The sequence below is a fragment of the Rhodococcus sp. T7 genome (assembly GCF_009872365.1).
In the GTDB taxonomy this organism is placed as follows: domain Bacteria; phylum Actinomycetota; class Actinomycetes; order Mycobacteriales; family Mycobacteriaceae; genus Rhodococcus_F.
In genome coordinates, this window is record NZ_WXYH01000009.1 from 1 (window position 1) to 18,753 (window position 18,753).

An 18,753-nucleotide genomic window follows, 5' to 3' on the forward strand; every position below is an offset into this window, starting at 1 on the left:
TGCCCTCGATCCCCGCGACCCGTCTGATCTTGCCCGCATCGTCGAGAACCAGGGCGAGCTTGTCGCCTACGCGGACACGTGCCATGACCACACTCCGGCCGAGCCCGTCGAGTACGTGATCCTGGAGATCACGCTCGCCACTACGTCACTCTCTCTGTAATCGACAAGGCCCATGCGCAGTGACGCCACGGTGATATATGGGCGTCACACTAATGGGATGAAGCTTGAGCTCGGGGAAGAGGCGCGCGCGGGTGCTCGTCGGGGTCGACACGAGATCCGCTCCCAGCTCACCGATCGCAGCAGGGGCGGAGTTCCCTTGCCCGCTTCGCAGGCAAACCATGCCGCCGCTGCTCTCGGAGCCGATGTGTCTGACGTCCGCGTGCATCAACATCCCGACCACCAGCGGTTGGCAGCGGACGCTGGGCTCGCTGCCGTCACTGTCGGTCGTGATGTCTATATGGGCCGCGCAGCGATATCTGCGCCCGCGAGCATCCGCGACGCGATTCTTGCCCATGAACTCGTTCACGCAACACAGCAGCGCCGCGCCGCCGCCGAGTCACCCCGCCCCGAGCGCCTGCTCACTCATGGGTCGGCTGTAGAGGAACGTGAGGCAAACGAGGTAGCACCGCACGTGTTTGCAGCAATGGCACGCGGGGGTGCGCCGACTCGGCGGAGCCTCAACCACGGCATATTGCCGGCTCCGTTAGGACTGTACGGATGCTCAGAGGATGCCGTTCAGAAAATGAAGAACCGCAAACACGAACTCGAAGACGTAACAAAGCAAGGGTCAGGAAAGTCGTTCGGCGAGGTCGGAGCCGCGTATACCGAAATCGTTGACCTAGAACACGATTTAGCCGTGAAGGAGACTGGCCGAGGACTCTACAAAGGCGGAAAGTCGACCGACACCAGTTCAGCCAAGGCGACCGACTGCACTCTGATCGTATTCCAGATTTTGCGCGACACCTTTAATCAGCAGGGACGTAGCGCTGAGTGGGCGAAGGTCGAGAAGAAGTATCACGCGAATACCAAGAATCGAGGAGGACAAGCAGGACACGGGTCAGGAGTCGACCTTCAGGCGGCGCTACAGTCGGAACTTGGCTGGAAAGGGATCTACTGGGCGCCCGACCCCACATTCGCCTACAAGGACGAGGATGTTTCGAGAGTTAAAGGATCGGAGGCTAAGTACTCGAGCGATATCGCGAAATCGAAGGGCACGTACTACAAGGGCTTCGGAAAGAAGAAAGGCTATCCGGGTGTTCGAGTCGATGAACTTGTCGTCGGGTACGCACCAGAGCCCGGGAGTACGACGACGGCTGATTCAACCGGACTCAACAAGTTGAAGAGGCTCCCGTTTGGGGTCATGTCAGCTCACGGCGGGTATCACATGACTCTGATTACGTCGGGCAAGGTGACGGAAGTCCATTGGGAATCCCCTTCGACGACTCCAGACGTCATAACGAGAGAAAATCTTGAGTCGTGGGCGATAGGCCCGAGGAGCGGTATTCACTATTTCGCCAGCGGTGCCATCGTTGCGCCCGCGGAAGACGTCGACGCCGCGTTCAGATAACCTCATCGAGCAGAGGTTCTACTGAAGCGTCGAGGTCCCACCTCAGCGTTGTGTGCTGGTCGGTTAGACGGCAGGTGCCGTTATGCAGGGGTTGGCTGGCCACGATCGCGCCGCCAATTCCTCCCCTGCAGACGTAGACGCCGACGAGTTGTTGCTGCCAACGGGGCTTGTGTGGTTTCAAAGACACGGGCAATGGCCGGGCCAAATCTGTTAATCGCCATCATGCGAGGTCGCCGTCTCAGCGGGATGACACGGTGACGCGGAGGTGACGTGCAGCCTTGACGCTCGAAGCGTGCACTTGAGTACGTACCCCAGGGTCGAGCGGTGACCGACATGCTACTCACGACGTTCCGTTTCGAGGTGACATTCGATCGGGTGACCGGCGACGGCCCGCAGCGGCTCGGTGACGGCGGCTTCCAGGAGGTTACCGGCCTCGAGGTTGAGATGGAGATCGCGGACCTTGGCGAGGGCGGCCGCAACGACGCCGTCACCCGCCGGATCGGGCGGGCGAAGTTCCAACCCCTCGTATGTAAGCGGGGAATGTTCGGCGCGTCGGGCGGTGACGCGGAATCTGAACTGTGGCAGTGGTTCCAGGACATCGTCTCGGGTGTGCGGCCCGTCCGCCGCTACGACGGCTCGGTCCGGGTCCAGGACCAAGCCGGGGCCACGATGGCCGTGTGGCGCTTTTTCCGGGCAGTCCCGAGCAAGATCGTGGGCCCCCAGCTCAACGCCAAGAGCGGCGAGATCGCCGTCGAGGAACTCCACCTGGCCGCGGAGAGCCTGCATCTCGAGGGCACGACATGAGCGCGTTGGAGAAGGCGGTGCTCGAAGCACTCGACCGGCAGGGCAAGGTCACCGACACTGTCCGGGTTCAGTTCAACCCGACAACAATGCAGCTGCAGATGTCGAACAGCATCGACGGCGGCAGTACCCGGGGGCGCCAAACCCAGCAGTACAACGGGACCTCGAGCACGACGCTGAGCCTCGATCTGGAGTTCGACACCGCAGACGAGGGGACCAACGAGCGGCCGGTCGATGTGCGGACCCGAACCACGCAGGTGGCCCAGTTCGTGTTGCCCGGCGGCGAGGCTTCCAAGCAGGCCCCGCCGCGGGTGAAGTTCCGCTGGGGAACATTCGAGCTGACCGGTGTGATGTCGAGCCTCACCGAGGAGCTCAGCCTGTTCGCAAGCGGCGGTGCACCCTTGCGCGCGAAGGTCAGTGTCCAGATCAAGGAGCAGGACCCGAAGTTCGAGGCATTGGAACGCGGCCCGGGCGCCAACAAGGACAACAAACCGCCAGCGGCGGGGGAGAGCGGCCCGGCGGCAGCGGGCGCTGTGGGGACGAGCGGCGGCGGCCTCGTCGACAAGGCGGCATCGGCGCTGGCGGGGGAAACCCCGGCAGACTTCCTCGCCCGCAACGGGCTCGCGCCGGAGGCGTGGCGCGCCTTGGGTGGTGCGCTGGACGACCTTGCGAACGGTGTCGAGTTGCGGGCCGGCGTCAGTGTGGAGTTCGCCTCGTCACTCTCGGTCGGGGCGGGCGTCGGTGTGTCGGCGGGGTTCCAGGCCGGGATCGGTGCCTCCGTCGACGTGTCCCTCGGTTTGGCGGCGGGCATCCGCGGTGGTGCAGGTCCCGGTGCCGGGCTCCTGCAAGGATTCGCACTCTCCTCGGCTGGCGGGCCGACTGCTGCCGCAGAGACGGCGAAGGCCTCCGCGGCCACCGCGGCAGCCGACGCCGCTCGCGCGAGCTTCGGCATCACGGCAGCGGAAGCGATGCCGACGACCGCCGGAACTGTCAGCCGCCGCCCCCTCGCCACCGCGGTGTCGAGCCGGACCCAGCCGGCGACGGCGGCCCCGCCAGCCCCACTTCCACCCAACTCCGACCGCCGCAGCACCTCCTACGGGTGGGGCGTCCCGCTGCGTGACCAGGTGTCCGTGCCAGGATCACAGGCCGCCAGTTACGTTGTCGTCGGGTCGACCTCGCCCGTCGACGTCTCCGGCCTGTCCCGCCGCCGCGGCCGGGCCGCACCGTGGGAGCGACTCGCCCCGACCGCCTCCCGTGACGTTGCCGACCGCGAGCAGCACCGTCGCCGCCCGAGCTGCGGGTGCCATCGTTGTGACCCACTACGGGGAGGTATGTGATGACCGTCCATATCGGCCAGATCACCTCCGAGGTGGACGCGACATCACCCGCCACCGCAACGGTCGCCGCCGGTGACAAGGCCGACGAATGGGAAGAACGGGCACGTCTAGCCGCGATGCTCGACAGGCTCGAGCGAGACCGTCGCCGCACATCCACGGGGTACGGCGATGACTGAGACCGCAGTCCACCCATATGCGTCGCGCGCGCCGGTGTTCGCGGTCGACGACCGCACCGAGGGTGCGCTCGGGCGTGATCTGCTCCGGCTCGACATCGAGGAGGGCGCGCTCGGCTTACGGACTCTGGTTGCCCATTTCCACGCGATCGGCCCCGACAGCGACGGTTCCACCGAACGGCTGTCCTACCTCGACGGCGGAGTGATCGATCTCGGCCGTGCGATCGAGGTGATCCTCGGTCCGCCTGGCGGTGACCGGCAGCTGTTCAAAGGAACCGTGTCCGCGATCGAGACGTCGTTCGCCGAGGGCAGCGCCCCCTACATCACCGTGTTCGCCGAGGACGCGCTGATGCGCCTGCGACTGCGTGAGCGCACCGCGACCTACACCGACATGTCCGACGCCGACATCGCCGCCGACATCGCCGCCGACCACGGCCTCGGCGCGGCTGCCGCCGCCACCGGCCCGACGTATCCGATCGTGCAACAGTGGGAGGAGTCCGACCTGTCGTTCATCCGCAACCGGGCGCTGCGGCTCAACGCCGAAGTCTGGGTCGACAGTGACGACGTCCTGCACTTCGCAGACCGCGATCAGCGCGAAGGCGCCGAACTGCTGCTCGTGCAGGGTAATGAGCTGATCTCCGTGCACACTCGCGCCGACCTCGCCCACCAGCGTTCGGAGGTGAAGTTCCGCGGGTGGGACGACCGACAGGTCGCGGCGATCGCCGAGACAGCGGGGCCCGATGTCGTTGCTGCCGAGGTCGCCGGTGGACGAACCGGTCCCGACATCGTGCGGGACGCCTTCGCCGAGCCTGGGCTCTCGCGTGCGCGACGCGACGTGCTGAGCACCGCCGCCGCCGGCGCCTACGCGGAGGCGGAGATGCGCCGCCGGGCCCGAGCGTTCGTGACCGTCGACGGAATCACAGCGGGCTCGCCCGACCTCGTGCCGGGCGCCCGGCTCGACCTACGCCGCGTGGGGCAGCCCTTCGAAGGCGATGGGTACCGGGTCTGCCACGCGCACCACAGCTACGACCTCACCCGTGGCCACCGAACCCGGTTCCGGGCCGAGCGACCGACGGTGTCGAGATGAACGTACCGACAAGCCACCTGCCGCCCCGGCCCGACTCGGTGCTGCATCACGGGCTGCACCCGGCGACGGTTGTGGCGCTTGCGGGCGATCCCGAAAACAGGCAGCGGATCAGGGTCCGGTTCGACTGGCTGGCCGCGACCGAGGGCGGCGACCCGCCCGAGGCCTGGGCCGTGCTCGTCACCCCGTACGCCGACGCCGACCAGGGCTACCAGATGCTGCCCGAAATCGACTCCACCGTCGTCGTCGGATTCCTCGCCGGTCACCTCGACCACCCCTACGTGGTGGGCGCGGTGTGGAACGGCAAGGCGCTGGCCCCCGAGAGTTTCACCGATGCCAACCACAAGCGGCTCATCCAGACCCGCTCGGGCAGCCGGCTGGAGTTCGACGACACACCGGGTGCGGTCGCTGTGCGGATCACCACTCCCGGAGGTCACGACGTGATGCTGGACGACGCCGGCAAGAGCATCGAGATATCGGCGTCGAGCGGCGCGCGGATCACGCTCACCGCGGCCGGCGGCGTGACGATCGACGCGGCCTCCACGGTCGACGTCACGGCGGCGATGGTCACCGTCGATGCGCCGGTGAGCCAGTTCAACGGCATCGTCGTCTGCGAAACACTCATCGCCAAGGGCGGTGGAGTAGCGTCGCCGATGTACACCCCCGGCGCAGGGAACATCTGGTGAGCGCGTCCCTGGCCGCGGCACGGCGGCACGACTGGCGCATCGTGGCGCCCTGGTACCGCTGGGAGCGCGCCGACGGACTCGAGCCGGAGCGTGCCGCCTCCGCCGTACGACCCGTGTTCCAGAAGTACGTATCGACCGACTTCGTCGCAGACTACCTGCGTGACCCGCAGCGCTCGGTCGTCTTCGATGACGACATCGACGTCTATCAGACCGTCAAGGCGATCCCATCGGCCGAGCTGGTCGCCGACGACGGCCGGCTCCGGTCGCTGTCTCGGAGTCGACTGGTTCCCTCCGACACCCGAAAACTGTTCCTGCCCGCGCATCAGCGCTTCTACCTCGTCGCCGTCGGGATCCACTGCGACCGCCCAGGCTTTCCGAAGGTTGATCCCGACTCAATCTCCGAGGTCGGCTTCGTCGTCCGCCGGCACCGGGTGGAAGTGCCATCCGATGAGCGCGCACGCGGCGCGGCGCTGCTTGCGGAACTCACACAGTCCCGCGCCGTCGCCGGGTCCAGGCTCGAGCTCGACGCGGCAAAGGCGCGGTCACGAATTCTCCACCCGTTCAAGGCCAACAGCCGCGACCGAGTCGTCTCCCCACGCGCGGCGACCGTCGCCGCCCACCAGCAGCTTGAACTCGCCCGTCGGCGCCTGCGGGTGTGGGCTGACCAAGTCGGCGTCGCACATCGTACCGAGGCGTGGATCACTACCGGTGAAGGCGCCTTCGGTGAATGGGTAGCGACCGCCGACGAGCCGGAGGAGCTCATCGAGCGGTCATACCGGATGCGGCTGCTGACCCCGCCCCCCGACGAACCCCACCACGCGGCCCACGACGGCACGATCTACTTCGCGTCGGTTCCCACGGCGAGCGACGAGATCACGGCGGACGGCACGAGCCGCTTCAACGAACTCGACACGTACGAGGTCCGGGTGTTCGCGCGAGTGGACTGCGGAGACTGCCCTGGACCACTCGTGTGGTCGAACCCCACGCAAGTGTTTCGGCTGGCCTCGTTCTACGACCCGATGGGCAGCGCTCAGCGACCGGTCGAGGTACGGCTACCCGACTTCGCCGAGCTCGAAGCGACCGCGGCGATGCCGTCGGTGCGGATGTCAGCACCAGCGGGATCCAGCCTCGAGTTCTCGAAGTTCGGCGAGATCCCTACCAAGGGCAAGGTCGGTGTCGGGAAGGAGATCTGTTTCTTCTCCATCCCGCTCATCACGATCATCGCCCTGTTCGTGCTGAACCTGTTCCTGCCGATCGTCATCTTCGTCTTCCAGCTCTGGTGGATGCTCAAACTCAAGTTCTGCATTCCGCCGTCGATCGAATTCGAGGGTGAATTGGCGGCCGAGCTGAACGTCGAGCCACCCGAGCTGGAGGCCACCGCCGAACTGGACATCGACGTATTGACGGGGGTGGACCAGGATGCTCTCGCCGCAGTTCTCGCCGAGATCTTCGACCCGGCGGCCGACCCCGCGCTCGACCCCGTCCCCGCCGCCTGGAGGCTCGGCAGCCGGGTTATCGCCGGGTTCACGAACGACCCCCTTGCGAAGCTTGCGGTTCGTCGGGGCTACGGTTCGTCGGCCGACGGCGCCCCGACCTTCACCGCACCGATCACGGTAACCACCGCAGTGCGACGCGACCAGGTGGTGCACCCGTGACCGCGGTGACAACCCGGCTGGGCCGCGGAGTGGCCTTCCCGGTGCGCCCCGACGTCGTCCGTGGCGCACTCGCCTATCGCGCCGGCGCCGAGAAGGTCCGCGAAGCCATCGAACTCATCCTGCGGACCGAGCCCGGTGAGCGCGTCATGCGACCGAGGTTCGGCTGCGGCCTCCGCCAATTCCTCATGGAGCCGAACACCGTCGCCACGCGGGCGCGGCTCGAGCGCACCGTCGCCGCCGCCTTGGCGACCCACGAGCCTCGCATCTCCCTCGCGGCCGTCACGGCGACGCCGGGCGAGGACCCGGCCCTCGTCCACCTGACGATCCGCTACCAGCACCGATTCGATGCCACCCAGGGGCTGCTGGTCTACCCGTTCTACCTGGAGCGCTGAGCCATGCCGCTGCAGATCCCCGTGCTCGACGACCGCTCCTACGCCCAGCTACGCGACGAGCTGATCGCCCGCATCCCCGTCTACGCGCCTGAGTGGACCGACCACCACCCGAGCGACCCGGGCATCACGCTCATCGAGCTGTTCGCCTTCCTCGGCGAGAACCTGCTCTACCGGTTCAATCAGATCCCCGACGCCACCAAACTGGCATTCCTGGACCTGCTGCACGTTCCGCTGCGCCCGGCGATGCCATCCACCGGACAGGTGCGCTTCGAGGTCAAGGATGCCGGCGGCACCCTGGTGCCGCCGTCCACCAGGCTGCTCGCCGGCGAGGTCGCGTTCCAGACCCTCGACGAAACGACCGTGTGGCCGGTGTCGGCGCGGGCGGCCATCCGCGCCGCTGCCGACGTGGCCCTCGACCCCGACACCGAGGAATACCTCGCCCGGTCCGCCGCCGCGCTCGGCGCGTCGCGGGAGGCGGTGTCGTCCTACCGGACCTCGTTCGGTGCGCACGAGCCGATGCGCTCAGGTGGCGACGTCCTCGATCCCGCGCACGCCATCGACGGCAGTCTCTATGTGGCGCTGCTCGGCCCGGCCCCTGGCGCGGATCTCACCGCGATGGCCGGGGGCGCGCTCTCGGTCGGCGTCGTCCCCGCCTCGGATGTGCCGTCGATGCAGGTGCGAGCGCAGACGCCGTGCCCCGGCGCCGGGATGGCACCGCCGTCCCCGCCGATGCAGTGGCAGGTGTGCACGACCGATCCCGTCGCGGACGCGCCCGACCCCGCGACCGCCGACCCGGTGTGGCGGGACCTCGACGTCGTCGGCGACACCACCGCCGGGCTGACCCGTCCCGGCGTGGTGCGCCTGCGGCTGCCCGAGGATCTCACCGACATCGGCGTCTACGAGCCGACATCACCGGACGCCCTCGGCGCCGGCGACCAGCCACCGCTGGTCGAGGACCCCGAACTCCGCCAGCTGCTGGTGGCGTGGCTGCGCGTGTACCGACCCAAGGGCGGGGTCCTGCCGGCGATCGAATGGCTCGACACCAACGTGTCCCGGGTCGAGCAGGCGTCATCGGCGAGGGCGGAGTTCCTCGGGACCGGCACCGGCGAGCCGGACCAGCGGCGGCGGCTCGTCCACCCGAACGTCGTCGGCGAGGTCGAACTCGACGTCGAGGAGCTGGGTGCCGGCCGGTGGGTCGCGTGGACGCAGGTCGAGAATTTTCGGTCATCGACGGTCGACGACCGGCATTTCCTCGTGGACCGCGAGGCCGGCACGGTGAGCTGCGGCGACGGCCGGCGCGGACGGGTGTGGCAGATCGGCGAGCGACTGCGCGTACGGCGCTACCGCTACGGCGGTGGCGCGGACGGCGACGTCGCACCCGGTGCGATCGCTGCCGCTCCCGACACCGCCGGTGTCGCCGTCACCAACATCCTCCCCACCCGTGGTGGAGCCGACGCCGAGCCGCTGCCCGACGCCGTGGCGCGCATTCCCGACGAGTTCCGCCGCCACGACCGGGCCGTGACGGTCTCGGACTTTCGGGAGCTGGCCGAAGCCAGCCCCGGCGCCGGCGTCGGACGGGCCGAGACTCTGCGGCTGTTCCATCCGCGCACACCGAACGTGGAGGCGGCCGGAGTCGTCTCGGTGATCGTGTGGCCCCGCCGCGACCGCGATCACCCGAACGCCCCGCGACCCGACCGGACGATGCTCGATGCGGTGTGCCGGCACCTCGATGAGCGGCGGCTGATCACGACCGAGCTGCACGTGATTCCGCCCACCTACCGGCGCATCGCCGTCTCGGTCGGTATCTCCGTCAAGCCGGGATACGGCATCGAAAGCGTGCGCCGCTGGGTGGAGCTGGTCCTGCGTCAGTACCTTGCACCGCTCCCACCCTATGGACCCGAAGGGCGGGGCTGGCCGCTCGGACGGCGGGTGTTCGCGCCCGAGCTCGAGGCCGCCGCGCTGCAAGTCGAGGGGGTCGAGTTCCTCAATCAGGGAACCGTTCCCGGTTCCCCGTGCCTGCTCGGCCTTCGCCTCGCCGAGGAAGACGCCAACGGAACCTGGGTCGAGCCGGGCTCGCGCGCGGTGGACCTCGAACGATGGGAAGTACCCGAACTCACCACGATCTCCGTGGTGGAGGGGGCGCCGCTGGCACCGGCCGAGGGGATCGACCCCGCGGCACCCGCACACCCCGCCGTTCCGGTCCGTGCACCACGGGAGGTGTGCTGATGGATGCGGGCCGCCCGGCGTCGCTCGTCGCCACGTGTGATCAGTGGGTCCGCGCCACCCACCAGCACACGGCCGTCGACGGCATCCGCGGCGAGCTGCTGCTGTCCTGGACCGACCCCCCGCTCGTGCCGTCCCCGGGCGGTGACGCCTGCCCCGCCCGGGGACTGACGGTCGATCGTCTCTGCCGTGTGTACCGGTTAAGCCGCGGCGCCATCGACCGGCTCGTCGTCGGCCCGACTACGGGAGGTCTCGACTACGTCAAGCTGCCAGGCCCCGTCGTCGTTGTCGGGGGCGAACCGGGGGACGAATCACCGGGGCCTGAGTTCCGCCCACCCGCGACTCGCCCACTCGACGACGCGGTGGGGATCACGGTGGACGGGAACGACCGGCTGTTCGTCGCAGACCGCTCGTCCCGGTCGATTGCAGTGATGGACCTGTGGAGCCGACGGCTGCTACGCAGAATCGCCATCGCCAGCAGCCGACACTCCACCCGGCACCCGATGGGGCTCGCCAGCTGCGGCGCTGTCGTCCACGCCGCGGTGCGCGAGCCGGTCGGACTGCTGCGACTCACGGCCACCCGCGGACCAGTGGAACAAGCGCTCCCGTCGACGGTGGCCGACCTCCCGCCCGACGCCGTGCCGACCCGGGTCGCAGTCCTGCCCGATGGTCAGCCCGTGCTGCTGTTCCACGACGGTGCAGGTGAAGGCTGGCTGGTCGCGGGGCAACGCCCCGTACGCAATGTCGGGCCGGCCTCGGACATCGTCGTCGACGCCGAGGGGGCGTTGGTCATCGCGCCCTGCCGGTCCGATGACGGTCGCGCCACCTTGCGGCGGCTGGCGCCGACGGCGACCGGGTGGACCCGGACGCACCCGCTCGACGCGTCGGGCTACGACGGCAACGGCCTGGTCGTCACCCGCGACGGGCGGGTCGGCTACTACACCCCAGCCGGTTTCCGCCTTGCCGTCATCGCGCCAGTCGCCTACCACACCGACGGCTTCTGCGTTACCTACCGGCTCGACAGCGGAACGCCCCGGAATAAGTGGGGCCGGCTGTTCCTCGAGGCATGCGTCCCCGACGGGACATCATGCCTCGCCGGGACATGGACTTCCGACGACGAGTACGTGACGGAGTTGCCACACGTGCCGCCCGAGCCCGCCGCCTGCGTACCCGCTACGCCGACGGCATCACCGCCGTTGCCGCCCGCCGGCATCGTGACCGATCCAGCAGCGACCGTTGCCCCGCTGCACCGTCGGCCGGCGCCGATCACGCCCTGGTGGCCCGGCGTCGACCGGTTCGCGACGTTCGAGGCGCCGGTCACCGCCCCGCCCGGGCGCTACCTGTGGGTGACGCTGCGGCTGCGAGGAAACCAACGCCGCACACCGCGGGTGCGTGAGGTGCGCGTCGAGCGGACCTCACACACATTGCTACGGCGCCTTCCCGGGGTCTTCGCGACAGAGGAGCCCCAAGCAGACTTCCTCCACCGCTATCTCGCCACATTCGACGGGTTCCTCCACGACCTCGATGTCCGGTCGCAGCGCCGCGATATCCTTCTCGACCCGTTCGGGACACCCGCAGAGGCCCTCGACTGGCTCGCCTCGTTTGTCGGGCTGGTGCTCGACGGCCGCTGGGCGGAGGCGGCGCGGCGCCGACTCGTCGCCGAGATCGTCCCGCTCTATCGCCGGCGCGGGACGATGTGGGCACTCGCTCGCTACATTGCCATCTTCCTGGCCGGCGACAACGCCGCCGACACCACCCGCGCCTGGGTCGAGCCGATCATCGTCGAGCATTTCCGGCTGCGCGGCGTGGGCGGGCCGCTGCTCGGCGACGACCCCTCGCTGTCGAGCCGGTCGGTCGTGGGCGCGGGGTTCCGCGTCGGCGGGCAGGTCGGTTCACTCGATGACCAGCCGCTCGACACCGCCGACGAGCGCACGTCGATGTTCGCCAGCCACGCTCACCGATTCACCGTTCTCATTCCGCGGCCCCTCGGCGGCGAGCAGACCGAGGCGATCCGCCACATCCTGGACACCGAACGGCCTGCCCACACGGCGTACACCCTGTGCACGGTCGACGCCGGCATGCGTGCCGGCAGTGGACTCCATCTTGGCCTGTCGTCGATCGTCGGACCGACAGGAACGTTCGAGGCGGCGGTTCTCGACCGCACGCTGTTGGGGCGTGGCGGCATCCTCGGCGGCGCCTCCACCGGCATCGCCGTCGAGGCCAGCCGCCTCGGCACCACCGCGAGGGTGGGCTGACGATGACCGTTGTCGAAGTGGATCGTCTCCACGCCCGCTACCACGGCACCGAGAGCGGGACAGCGGCGCGGCTGGACGAGGCGCTGCGCGTCGTGGCCGGGAAAGGCCTCGCGAACGCACTCGTCGGCCGCGCTATGCCGACCAGCCACGCCGTGTGCGTGCCCGAGCTGAACGTGCACGTCGATCTCGATCCGCTCCGCCCAGTCGACTCGGTGTCAGGTGCCTGGGCAGCCGCCATCGCGGATGCGCTGGTGCGACGCCTGGCTGACGGCCACGAGGTCGTGGTGTACGCCCGAGAGCTCGACCTATTTGTGGACATGGTGCGCTCGCTCGTCGCGGGTGACGGCACCCGGACATGGGCGTGGCAGCAGGCCGGGGGGCTGGATCCACGGGTCGCCCGACCGCGTCCGGCCGACCTCGCCGAGGTCCTCGCCCGCAGACCCGCGGTGGCTCCGTCGGTGCTGATGGCGACCGTCGACGTCATCGACGTCGCGCTGCAACCGGCTGGGTGGCACATCGTCGCCCGCACGGTGCGAGGCATGTTCGGTGGCCGGACAGCGAGCTCGAAGGCCGCCGCCGGGCCCGGCGTGAGGGTCGCGCGAACGCCTGCCGTGCTCGAGGCCGTGTCCGCAGCACGCGCGTTGATCCCGCGTGCGGCGTGGGCCGCCGCCAGATCGGACGAGGCCCGTGCAGATCTGGCGGTCCTCGCGCTCGCCTGCGTCGCACCTGCCCTGTCTCGGGACCCGGTCGCGATCGAGGCGGTCGCCGACGGCGGCGCGTCGCGAGGCCGTCACGGGCTGATCCAGGAGCGTCCGGCCCGGGACGATGAGTCGGCCCCGGGTGGTGCGGCTGCCGACAGCGACGAGCCGCCCGAGCCGGTTGAAGCAGAGTCGACCGGCGCCGGCCCCGTCTCACCCCAGCGCGCCGCCCTGTCGGACGAAGTGCCCGAGCCCGAGCCCGAGCCCGTGCCCGGGCTGGGTGGGTGGGCCGCCGACAGAGAGGAGCCGGTGGTCAGCCGTGTCGGCGGTGTCCTCTTCCTGATCCACGGGATCACGGCACTCGACCTGCCGATGGAGCTGCTGAACGGACCCTTGGCCACGCGCACTGCGGGGGACGCGCTCGCGCGGGTCGTGGCCGCCGCAACCGGCGCCGCCGTGGACGACCCGGCGACGCTGGTCGTCGCCGGGGTCCGACGCGGTGAGGCGACCGAGCGGCTTCACGATCCACTAGGGTCCGCGCAGGCCGCCGCCGTCGAGGACCTGAGCCACCGGCTGACGCAATGGGTACGCGACCGTCTCGGTTCGGACGACGAGGACCTCGCCTGGGTATGGCGCCGACGGACCACGATCGATGCCGAGCCGGGATGGGTGGAGGCGACCTTCTCCCTCGATGATGTCGATCTGCGAATCCGGGCCGCCGGCCTCGACTTCGACCCAGGTGTCGTCTGGTGGCTCGGCGGCGTCGTGAGGTTCCGCTATGTCTGACGCCACGCTGTCCCAGCCGGCCCATCAGGTGCTTGGCGACCTCATCCGACGGCTGGCCGAGCTCGCCGGTGATCCGACCATGGAACCGGCAACCGACGGGATCGCCGTCGCGCTGCAAGAGGAACCGCCGGCGAACAGCGCCGGCTTCGATCGCATCTGTTCGGCGTTCAGGCTCTCCGCGTTCGAGCGCGAGCTGGTTATGCTCGTCGGGCTCCCCGAGGAGCACGAAACGATCACCCACCTGGCAAGGGTTCTGCACCCGCGCGGCGAGCCACGGATGTCGTTCTCGACGATCGCCGAGGTTCTGGGTCTCGGCCCGATTGGCAGACGCCACCTCAGGGACGCGATCCTCGCGGGACCGTTGCACGTGCACGGGCTTCTCGTGGCCGAAGGGTCCGGCCCGCTGCCGGAGTCCGGGCTCCGGCTCGCCGCGGGGTTGTGGAGCGTCCTGCGCGGCCACGACCACTGGCCCGCCCAGATTCGCAGGCGAACGATTCCCGCGGTCGCATCGCCGTCGCTGGACGGGGCGCGCTTGGCGAACGCCCTCGACGGCGGGCGCCGCATCGTCGTCGTCACCGCCGCGACGCGACCGCCGACCGAGCTGGCGGCCGTCGTGCGCGGTGCGGCAGAAGCGGTCGGCACCCGGGTCGTCGTCGTGTCGTCCGACGACGTTACCGGGGAAGCTCAGGAGCTGCTCTCGGTTCACACCGTGGCCCGAGAGGCGCACCCCGTCCTCATCGGCCGACCGCAGTCGCCGCCACTGACCACCCATCCCGGCCCGGTCGTGATCTGCGCCGAGGAGTCGACCGGCCTCCCGCTCGATGACCGTCCAGTCGTCGTGATCGAAGTCGGCGAGCGGGATCTGGGCGAGAGCATTGATATGTGGACCGGCCTCGTCCCCGAGCTGAACGGGGGCGCCGAACACCTGGCCAGTCTGCTGCGGGTCGACCATCTGCGGGCCAGCCGCGCGGTCGATGATGCGCGGGTGACGGCCCGAGCCGATGCCGGCCCGATCACGGTGGCCGACATCGTCCGCCATGCGCGTCGACGTACCGGCTGCGACCTCCCGGCGAGCGGACGGATCGTGCGTCCTACCGTCGGCTGGGACCAGCTCGTCACCACACCGGACAACACCGAGTTGTTGCGGTCCATCCTCGACCGGGTCCGCGGTCAAGTCCGCGTTCTGCATGACTGGGGCTTCGAGTCCCGAGCCTCTCGCGGGGTGCACGCGCTCTTCGCCGGACCGCCCGGCACCGGCAAAACCCTCTCAGCGCACATCGTCGCCTCGTCACTGGACCTCGACCTGCTTGTCGTCGACGTTTCGACGCTGGTCAGCAAGTGGCTGGGCGAGACCGAGAAGAACATCAGCGAGGTGTTCGCCGCCGCCGAGCGATCGCAGTCCGTGCTGTTCTTCGATGAGGCGGACGCGATCTTCGGCAAGCGCACCGACGGCAACGATGCCCAGGCCCGGTGGGCCAACCTCGAAACCGCGCACCTGCTCGCGAAGATCGACGGCTTCACTGGCCTCGTCGTTCTCGCCACCAACCTTCGGGGCAACATCGACGAGGCCTTCGTCCGTCGCCTCGACGTGATCGTGGAGTTCGACGAGCCCGGGCCCGCCGAGCGGCTCCGGCTGTGGGAGACCCACCTTCCCCCGGCCGCACCGCTCGCTGACGACGTCGACCTCCGCCAGCTCGCCTCCGTGTACCAGCTGACCGGCGGCCTCATCCGAAACGCCGCGCTGGCCGCGGCATATCGGGCAGCGGCGGGCGACCGCTGCATCGACCAGCGGGGCCTCCTCGATGCCGTCGAGCGGGAGTACCAAAAGGCTGGGCGCTCGTTCCCCGGGATCCCCCGAGCTAGGACCGGAACCCATTCAGGAGGTATGTGACATGCCAACCGATCTCCGCGCGCGCGCCAAAGACCAAGGGGAACTCCTACGCGCCGCAGCCGACCGTGTGACCTCGGCCCTCATGGCGGCACGCACCGAACTGCAGACCCAGCATGCCGCCCCCGCCGAGGTTGCCTGGGCCGACTGGGGACGCGATCTCGGTGCCGCCCAGCATGAGACGGTAGCTCGTGACGCGCTCGACGACGTCCGGTCTGGGCAGGCAACCGTGCGGGAACAGATCGCCGCCGTTGCCAATCCCGCGGACGCGGAAACGTTCGAGGATCAGCTCCGCGAACTCATGGTCGCCGAGGCGGCGTTGGGGGTTCAGCTGCGCCACGCTCGTGAGCGGATTGCGGCGGCGAAGGCCACGATTGCCGCGCTGTCGAGTCTCTCAGCGCGGGTCGAATCCGAGCTGCAGGCGGCCGCCAGCAGAACGCAGTGGGGTGAGCAGCATGCCGGCCTGGGTGAGCAGCTCCGCGACGCCCTGACGCAGCCGCCGCTCGACACGATCGTGGCCGATGCGCAGGCGCTCCTGGACAGCGCTGCCTTCGCGGCCGCCAACGATCGTCTCGACACGCTCCTACCCGCTGAATTGCGGACTCGCGCCGAGCAGCGCGCCAAGGAGGCTGCGGCCGTCTCCGCCGATGCAGCAGCCGCGATGGAAACGGTCATCGAGCACGCCGACACAATCGAAACCGCGGCGACGCCGGTCGCGGGAGCGGTAACGATAGGGGAGCGCAATCTGCTCGACGCCGAGGATGCGGTCGCCGCCTACTCGTCCGCAGCAGCGGGACGTCTGGCAGTCGCGTCGGCGGTCCTGGGAAGCGTCGCCGCGACACCAGACCTGTCGGCGGTGCAGGCGGCGGCGATCGACGCCGCCAACAATGCCGACGGAGTCACTGCGGTCGAACACGAGACGGATCTCGGCGCAGCGGTCGCGGCCTGGATCACCGCGCGGAGCGCCGTCGACGATGCCGTCCTCGATGCGGTTGTCGAAGACCCCGACAGGGATCCCGAGACGGCCAAGGCGGTGATCGACGCCCGCGCCGCCGTCGCCGACGCGAGCATCCAAAACCCGCTGACCGCAGCCCGGGCGGCCTACGACACTGCTGTCCGCCAGGCACTCGACGAGTGGGAGGTCGAAGTGCCGCCGCCCCTGTGGGACGCGCTCGCCGACTTCGTATCCGCTCGCCGCACGCTCCAGGAGCTGTCCGACCAGTCGGCCCGGGCCGCGCTGGTGCAGGACCTCGACGACGCGGAGCACACCGTGGCTGCCGCGTTGAACGCGCGCGACCGCGAGCTGCGGGTGCGCTGGGCCCTCGGTATCCAGCAGGCGGTCCGCGCCGGAACACACGCCGCGGCGAGCGCAATGGACACCGACCGCCGCCGCCAATACGTGGCCGGCGACGGCCCGGCGGGCCGTACGCGCGCCGAGCTGTGAAGCACACAGGTGAGGAGGAGGACGTCCCAATGGCCAGCCCTGATCTGATCGTCGGCGAGCAGCGATGCGGTGACGTGTCGTTGCCCGTCAACCCGTTCGTCTCGAACCGCTACCACTTCGGCATGTTGCTTGGCGTCGACGACCTGGAGACCGAGCAGGCGTACCACCGGGGCAAGGGCTGGTTGCACAACGCATGGCTGCACGGCATGGGCGTCATCTGGGGCCTGCGGGTCGAGGTGCGGGCAGACCGCCATGAGGTCGTCGTGCACCCTGGCCTGGCGATTGACGGGCACGGCCGTGAGCTACGTGTCGCCGAGGTGATGTGCGTCGACATCGGTCGCTGGTTCGACGAGCGCAGACCCGAAGATCTTGAAGTTGAGGACTATCCCGACGGCGGGATCACCTTCACGGTGCATGTGGAACTCTGCCACGACAGCTGCCTCGACCGTCCGGTGCCGTCGATCGCCGAGCCCTGCGGGGAGGCCAGCTTCGATACCGCCTACTCGCGAGCGGTCGAACGCGGGCTCCCTCGCATCGTTGCCGGTGCCGTGCCCGAGGATCCGCCCCCTAATTATCCGCGGCTGCGGCAATTCTTCGGCCAGCTGCCCGTGACCGACGAGCCCGATGATCTGGTCGGTACCGCGCTCGAGGAGATTGAAGCGGCCGATCCGGTCGACAGACCGGCATTGTGTCTGGTGTGGTTCCGCCGCCTCGCAGCCGAAGACACCATGGGGCTCGGGCCCGAGGACGGCAGCGGCTGGTCGCCGGTGACGGGAGATGGCTGCGTCCCGCTCGCACAGCTGCAAATCCACCTCGATGCCGACGGTGCCGTGATCGACGACGACGCGACGACGGTCGACAACTGGGTACGGCCGTCGCACGTGCGCACGCGCACGATCCAGGAATTGCTGTGCCATACGGGCCATGGCCCCAACGCGCCGCACGAGGAGTGAGGACATGACACATACGAGGATCAGTGGCCCGATGGAGCTGCTCGGAGCGCACCCTGGCATCAGCGTGATCGACCCATCGTCGGTGCTGACTCGGCTCTGGTACTTCGACGGGAAATTCCTTCGCGCGGAGGGCTTCCGGCTCGACCAGGAGTACGTCCGATCGCTTGTTGCCCTCTCCAACCAGGCTGTCGGGTACGGCATTGTGCACGGCTTCGATGTTCGGCGTCGTGGCGGCGACGCGGTGCGGGTCGACGGTGGAGTGGCGCTCGCACCGTCTGGTCGCGTGATCCATCTACCCGGTGAGATCGACCTCTCCGTCGCCGAGCTCATCGAGCGTTCGACAGGTGAGTTTGACCCCGGCGTGGCCGTGACCCCACGGACGGCCGAGTTCGGCCCGTGCCCACCGGAGAGACCGGATGCACCCGTCACCGGTGTGCCGCCCCGGGCGCTGTACGTGCTCACCGTCGCGGCCGCTGAGGCGCTCTGCGGTGACGAGGAGCGATTCGGCCAGCTGTGCGAAGATGCCTGCGCCAAGGAGACCGACCGGTCGCTGGCGGTGGAAGGGGCACGTTTCCGGGTGCGTGAGCTGAGGTTGTCGCTGCCGGTCAGTGCCCGGGTCCCGTTCGACCGCACGCACATCCGGTCGCGAGTCGCCACGGCATACTTCGATAGCGAGCAACGAGCGACCCCCTCGATGATCTCGGGATCCGGACTCCGCTCGGGCGTGTGGTGTGCCGGCGCGGAGGGAGTCGGCGGTGAGGAAGTCCCGCTGGCCGTATTCGAGCGGTCCGGCAAGACAACGACGTGGCTC

Annotated in this window: 14 protein-coding genes; all 14 read left to right on the forward strand. The window is 69.2% G+C overall.

Features of this window, described 5'->3' with window-relative positions; all coding sequences use genetic code 11:
• Positions 1–217: 217 nt before the first annotated feature.
• The 14 genes from MLGJGCBP_RS01155 to MLGJGCBP_RS01220 all read left to right on the forward strand — a co-directional run bounded on the left by MLGJGCBP_RS01155 (position 218) and on the right by MLGJGCBP_RS01220 (position 17,942).
• Positions 218–1,567 carry an eCIS core domain-containing protein gene (locus MLGJGCBP_RS01155; RefSeq protein WP_201452927.1) on the forward strand — a complete coding sequence of 450 codons (1,350 nt, stop codon included), beginning with the start codon at positions 218–220 and terminating at the stop codon, positions 1,565–1,567.
• Between the two features lie 333 nt (positions 1,568–1,900).
• The gene (locus tag MLGJGCBP_RS01160; protein ID WP_160093761.1) at positions 1,901–2,371 is read left to right on the forward strand and encodes a phage tail protein; all 471 of its coding nucleotides are present in this window, start codon (positions 1,901–1,903) and stop codon (positions 2,369–2,371) included.
• Positions 2,368–3,705 (forward strand): CIS tube protein, encoded by a 1,338-nt coding sequence (locus MLGJGCBP_RS01165; protein ID WP_160093743.1) that lies wholly within the window; start codon positions 2,368–2,370, stop codon positions 3,703–3,705. The genes MLGJGCBP_RS01160 and MLGJGCBP_RS01165 overlap by 4 nt, the downstream gene beginning before the upstream one ends.
• Positions 3,705–3,881 (forward strand): hypothetical protein, encoded by a 177-nt coding sequence (locus MLGJGCBP_RS01170; RefSeq protein WP_160093744.1) that lies wholly within the window; start codon positions 3,705–3,707, stop codon positions 3,879–3,881. The genes MLGJGCBP_RS01165 and MLGJGCBP_RS01170 overlap by 1 nt, the downstream gene beginning before the upstream one ends.
• Positions 3,874–4,965 carry a phage late control D family protein gene (locus MLGJGCBP_RS01175; protein WP_160093745.1) on the forward strand — a complete coding sequence of 364 codons (1,092 nt, stop codon included), beginning with the start codon at positions 3,874–3,876 and terminating at the stop codon, positions 4,963–4,965. Before MLGJGCBP_RS01170 ends, MLGJGCBP_RS01175 begins: the two co-directional genes overlap by 8 nt.
• Entirely contained in the window at positions 4,962–5,648 is a 687-nt protein-coding gene (locus tag MLGJGCBP_RS01180; RefSeq protein WP_160093746.1) for a phage baseplate assembly protein V, read from the forward strand. Before MLGJGCBP_RS01175 ends, MLGJGCBP_RS01180 begins: the two co-directional genes overlap by 4 nt.
• On the forward strand, positions 5,645–7,303 hold the full coding sequence (locus MLGJGCBP_RS01185; RefSeq protein ID WP_160093747.1) for a hypothetical protein: 1,659 nt from the start codon (positions 5,645–5,647) through the stop codon (positions 7,301–7,303). The genes MLGJGCBP_RS01180 and MLGJGCBP_RS01185 overlap by 4 nt, the downstream gene beginning before the upstream one ends.
• Positions 7,300–7,695: a GPW/gp25 family protein gene (locus MLGJGCBP_RS01190; RefSeq protein ID WP_160093748.1), complete on the forward strand. Its 396-nt coding sequence runs from the start codon at positions 7,300–7,302 to the stop codon at positions 7,693–7,695. The genes MLGJGCBP_RS01185 and MLGJGCBP_RS01190 overlap by 4 nt, the downstream gene beginning before the upstream one ends.
• Positions 7,696–7,698: 3 nt before the next feature.
• Positions 7,699–9,921, forward strand: a complete 2,223-nt coding sequence (locus MLGJGCBP_RS01195; protein ID WP_160093749.1) for a putative baseplate assembly protein — start codon at positions 7,699–7,701, stop codon at positions 9,919–9,921.
• Positions 9,921–12,173, forward strand: a complete 2,253-nt coding sequence (locus MLGJGCBP_RS01200) for a phage tail protein (RefSeq protein WP_160093750.1) — start codon at positions 9,921–9,923, stop codon at positions 12,171–12,173. The genes MLGJGCBP_RS01195 and MLGJGCBP_RS01200 overlap by 1 nt, the downstream gene beginning before the upstream one ends.
• 2 nt (positions 12,174–12,175) lie before the next feature.
• Positions 12,176–13,657, forward strand: coding sequence for a hypothetical protein (locus MLGJGCBP_RS01205; RefSeq protein WP_160093751.1), 1,482 nt, complete (start codon positions 12,176–12,178; stop codon positions 13,655–13,657).
• The gene (locus MLGJGCBP_RS01210) at positions 13,650–15,548 is read left to right on the forward strand and encodes an ATP-binding protein (protein WP_160093752.1); all 1,899 of its coding nucleotides are present in this window, start codon (positions 13,650–13,652) and stop codon (positions 15,546–15,548) included. The genes MLGJGCBP_RS01205 and MLGJGCBP_RS01210 overlap by 8 nt, the downstream gene beginning before the upstream one ends.
• A gap of 1 nt (position 15,549) precedes the next feature.
• Positions 15,550–16,989, forward strand: coding sequence for a hypothetical protein (locus MLGJGCBP_RS01215; RefSeq protein ID WP_160093753.1), 1,440 nt, complete (start codon positions 15,550–15,552; stop codon positions 16,987–16,989).
• A 29-nt stretch (positions 16,990–17,018) separates the two neighbouring features.
• On the forward strand, positions 17,019–17,942 hold the full coding sequence (locus tag MLGJGCBP_RS01220; RefSeq protein ID WP_160093754.1) for a hypothetical protein: 924 nt from the start codon (positions 17,019–17,021) through the stop codon (positions 17,940–17,942).
• Positions 17,943–18,753 lie beyond the last annotated feature (811 nt).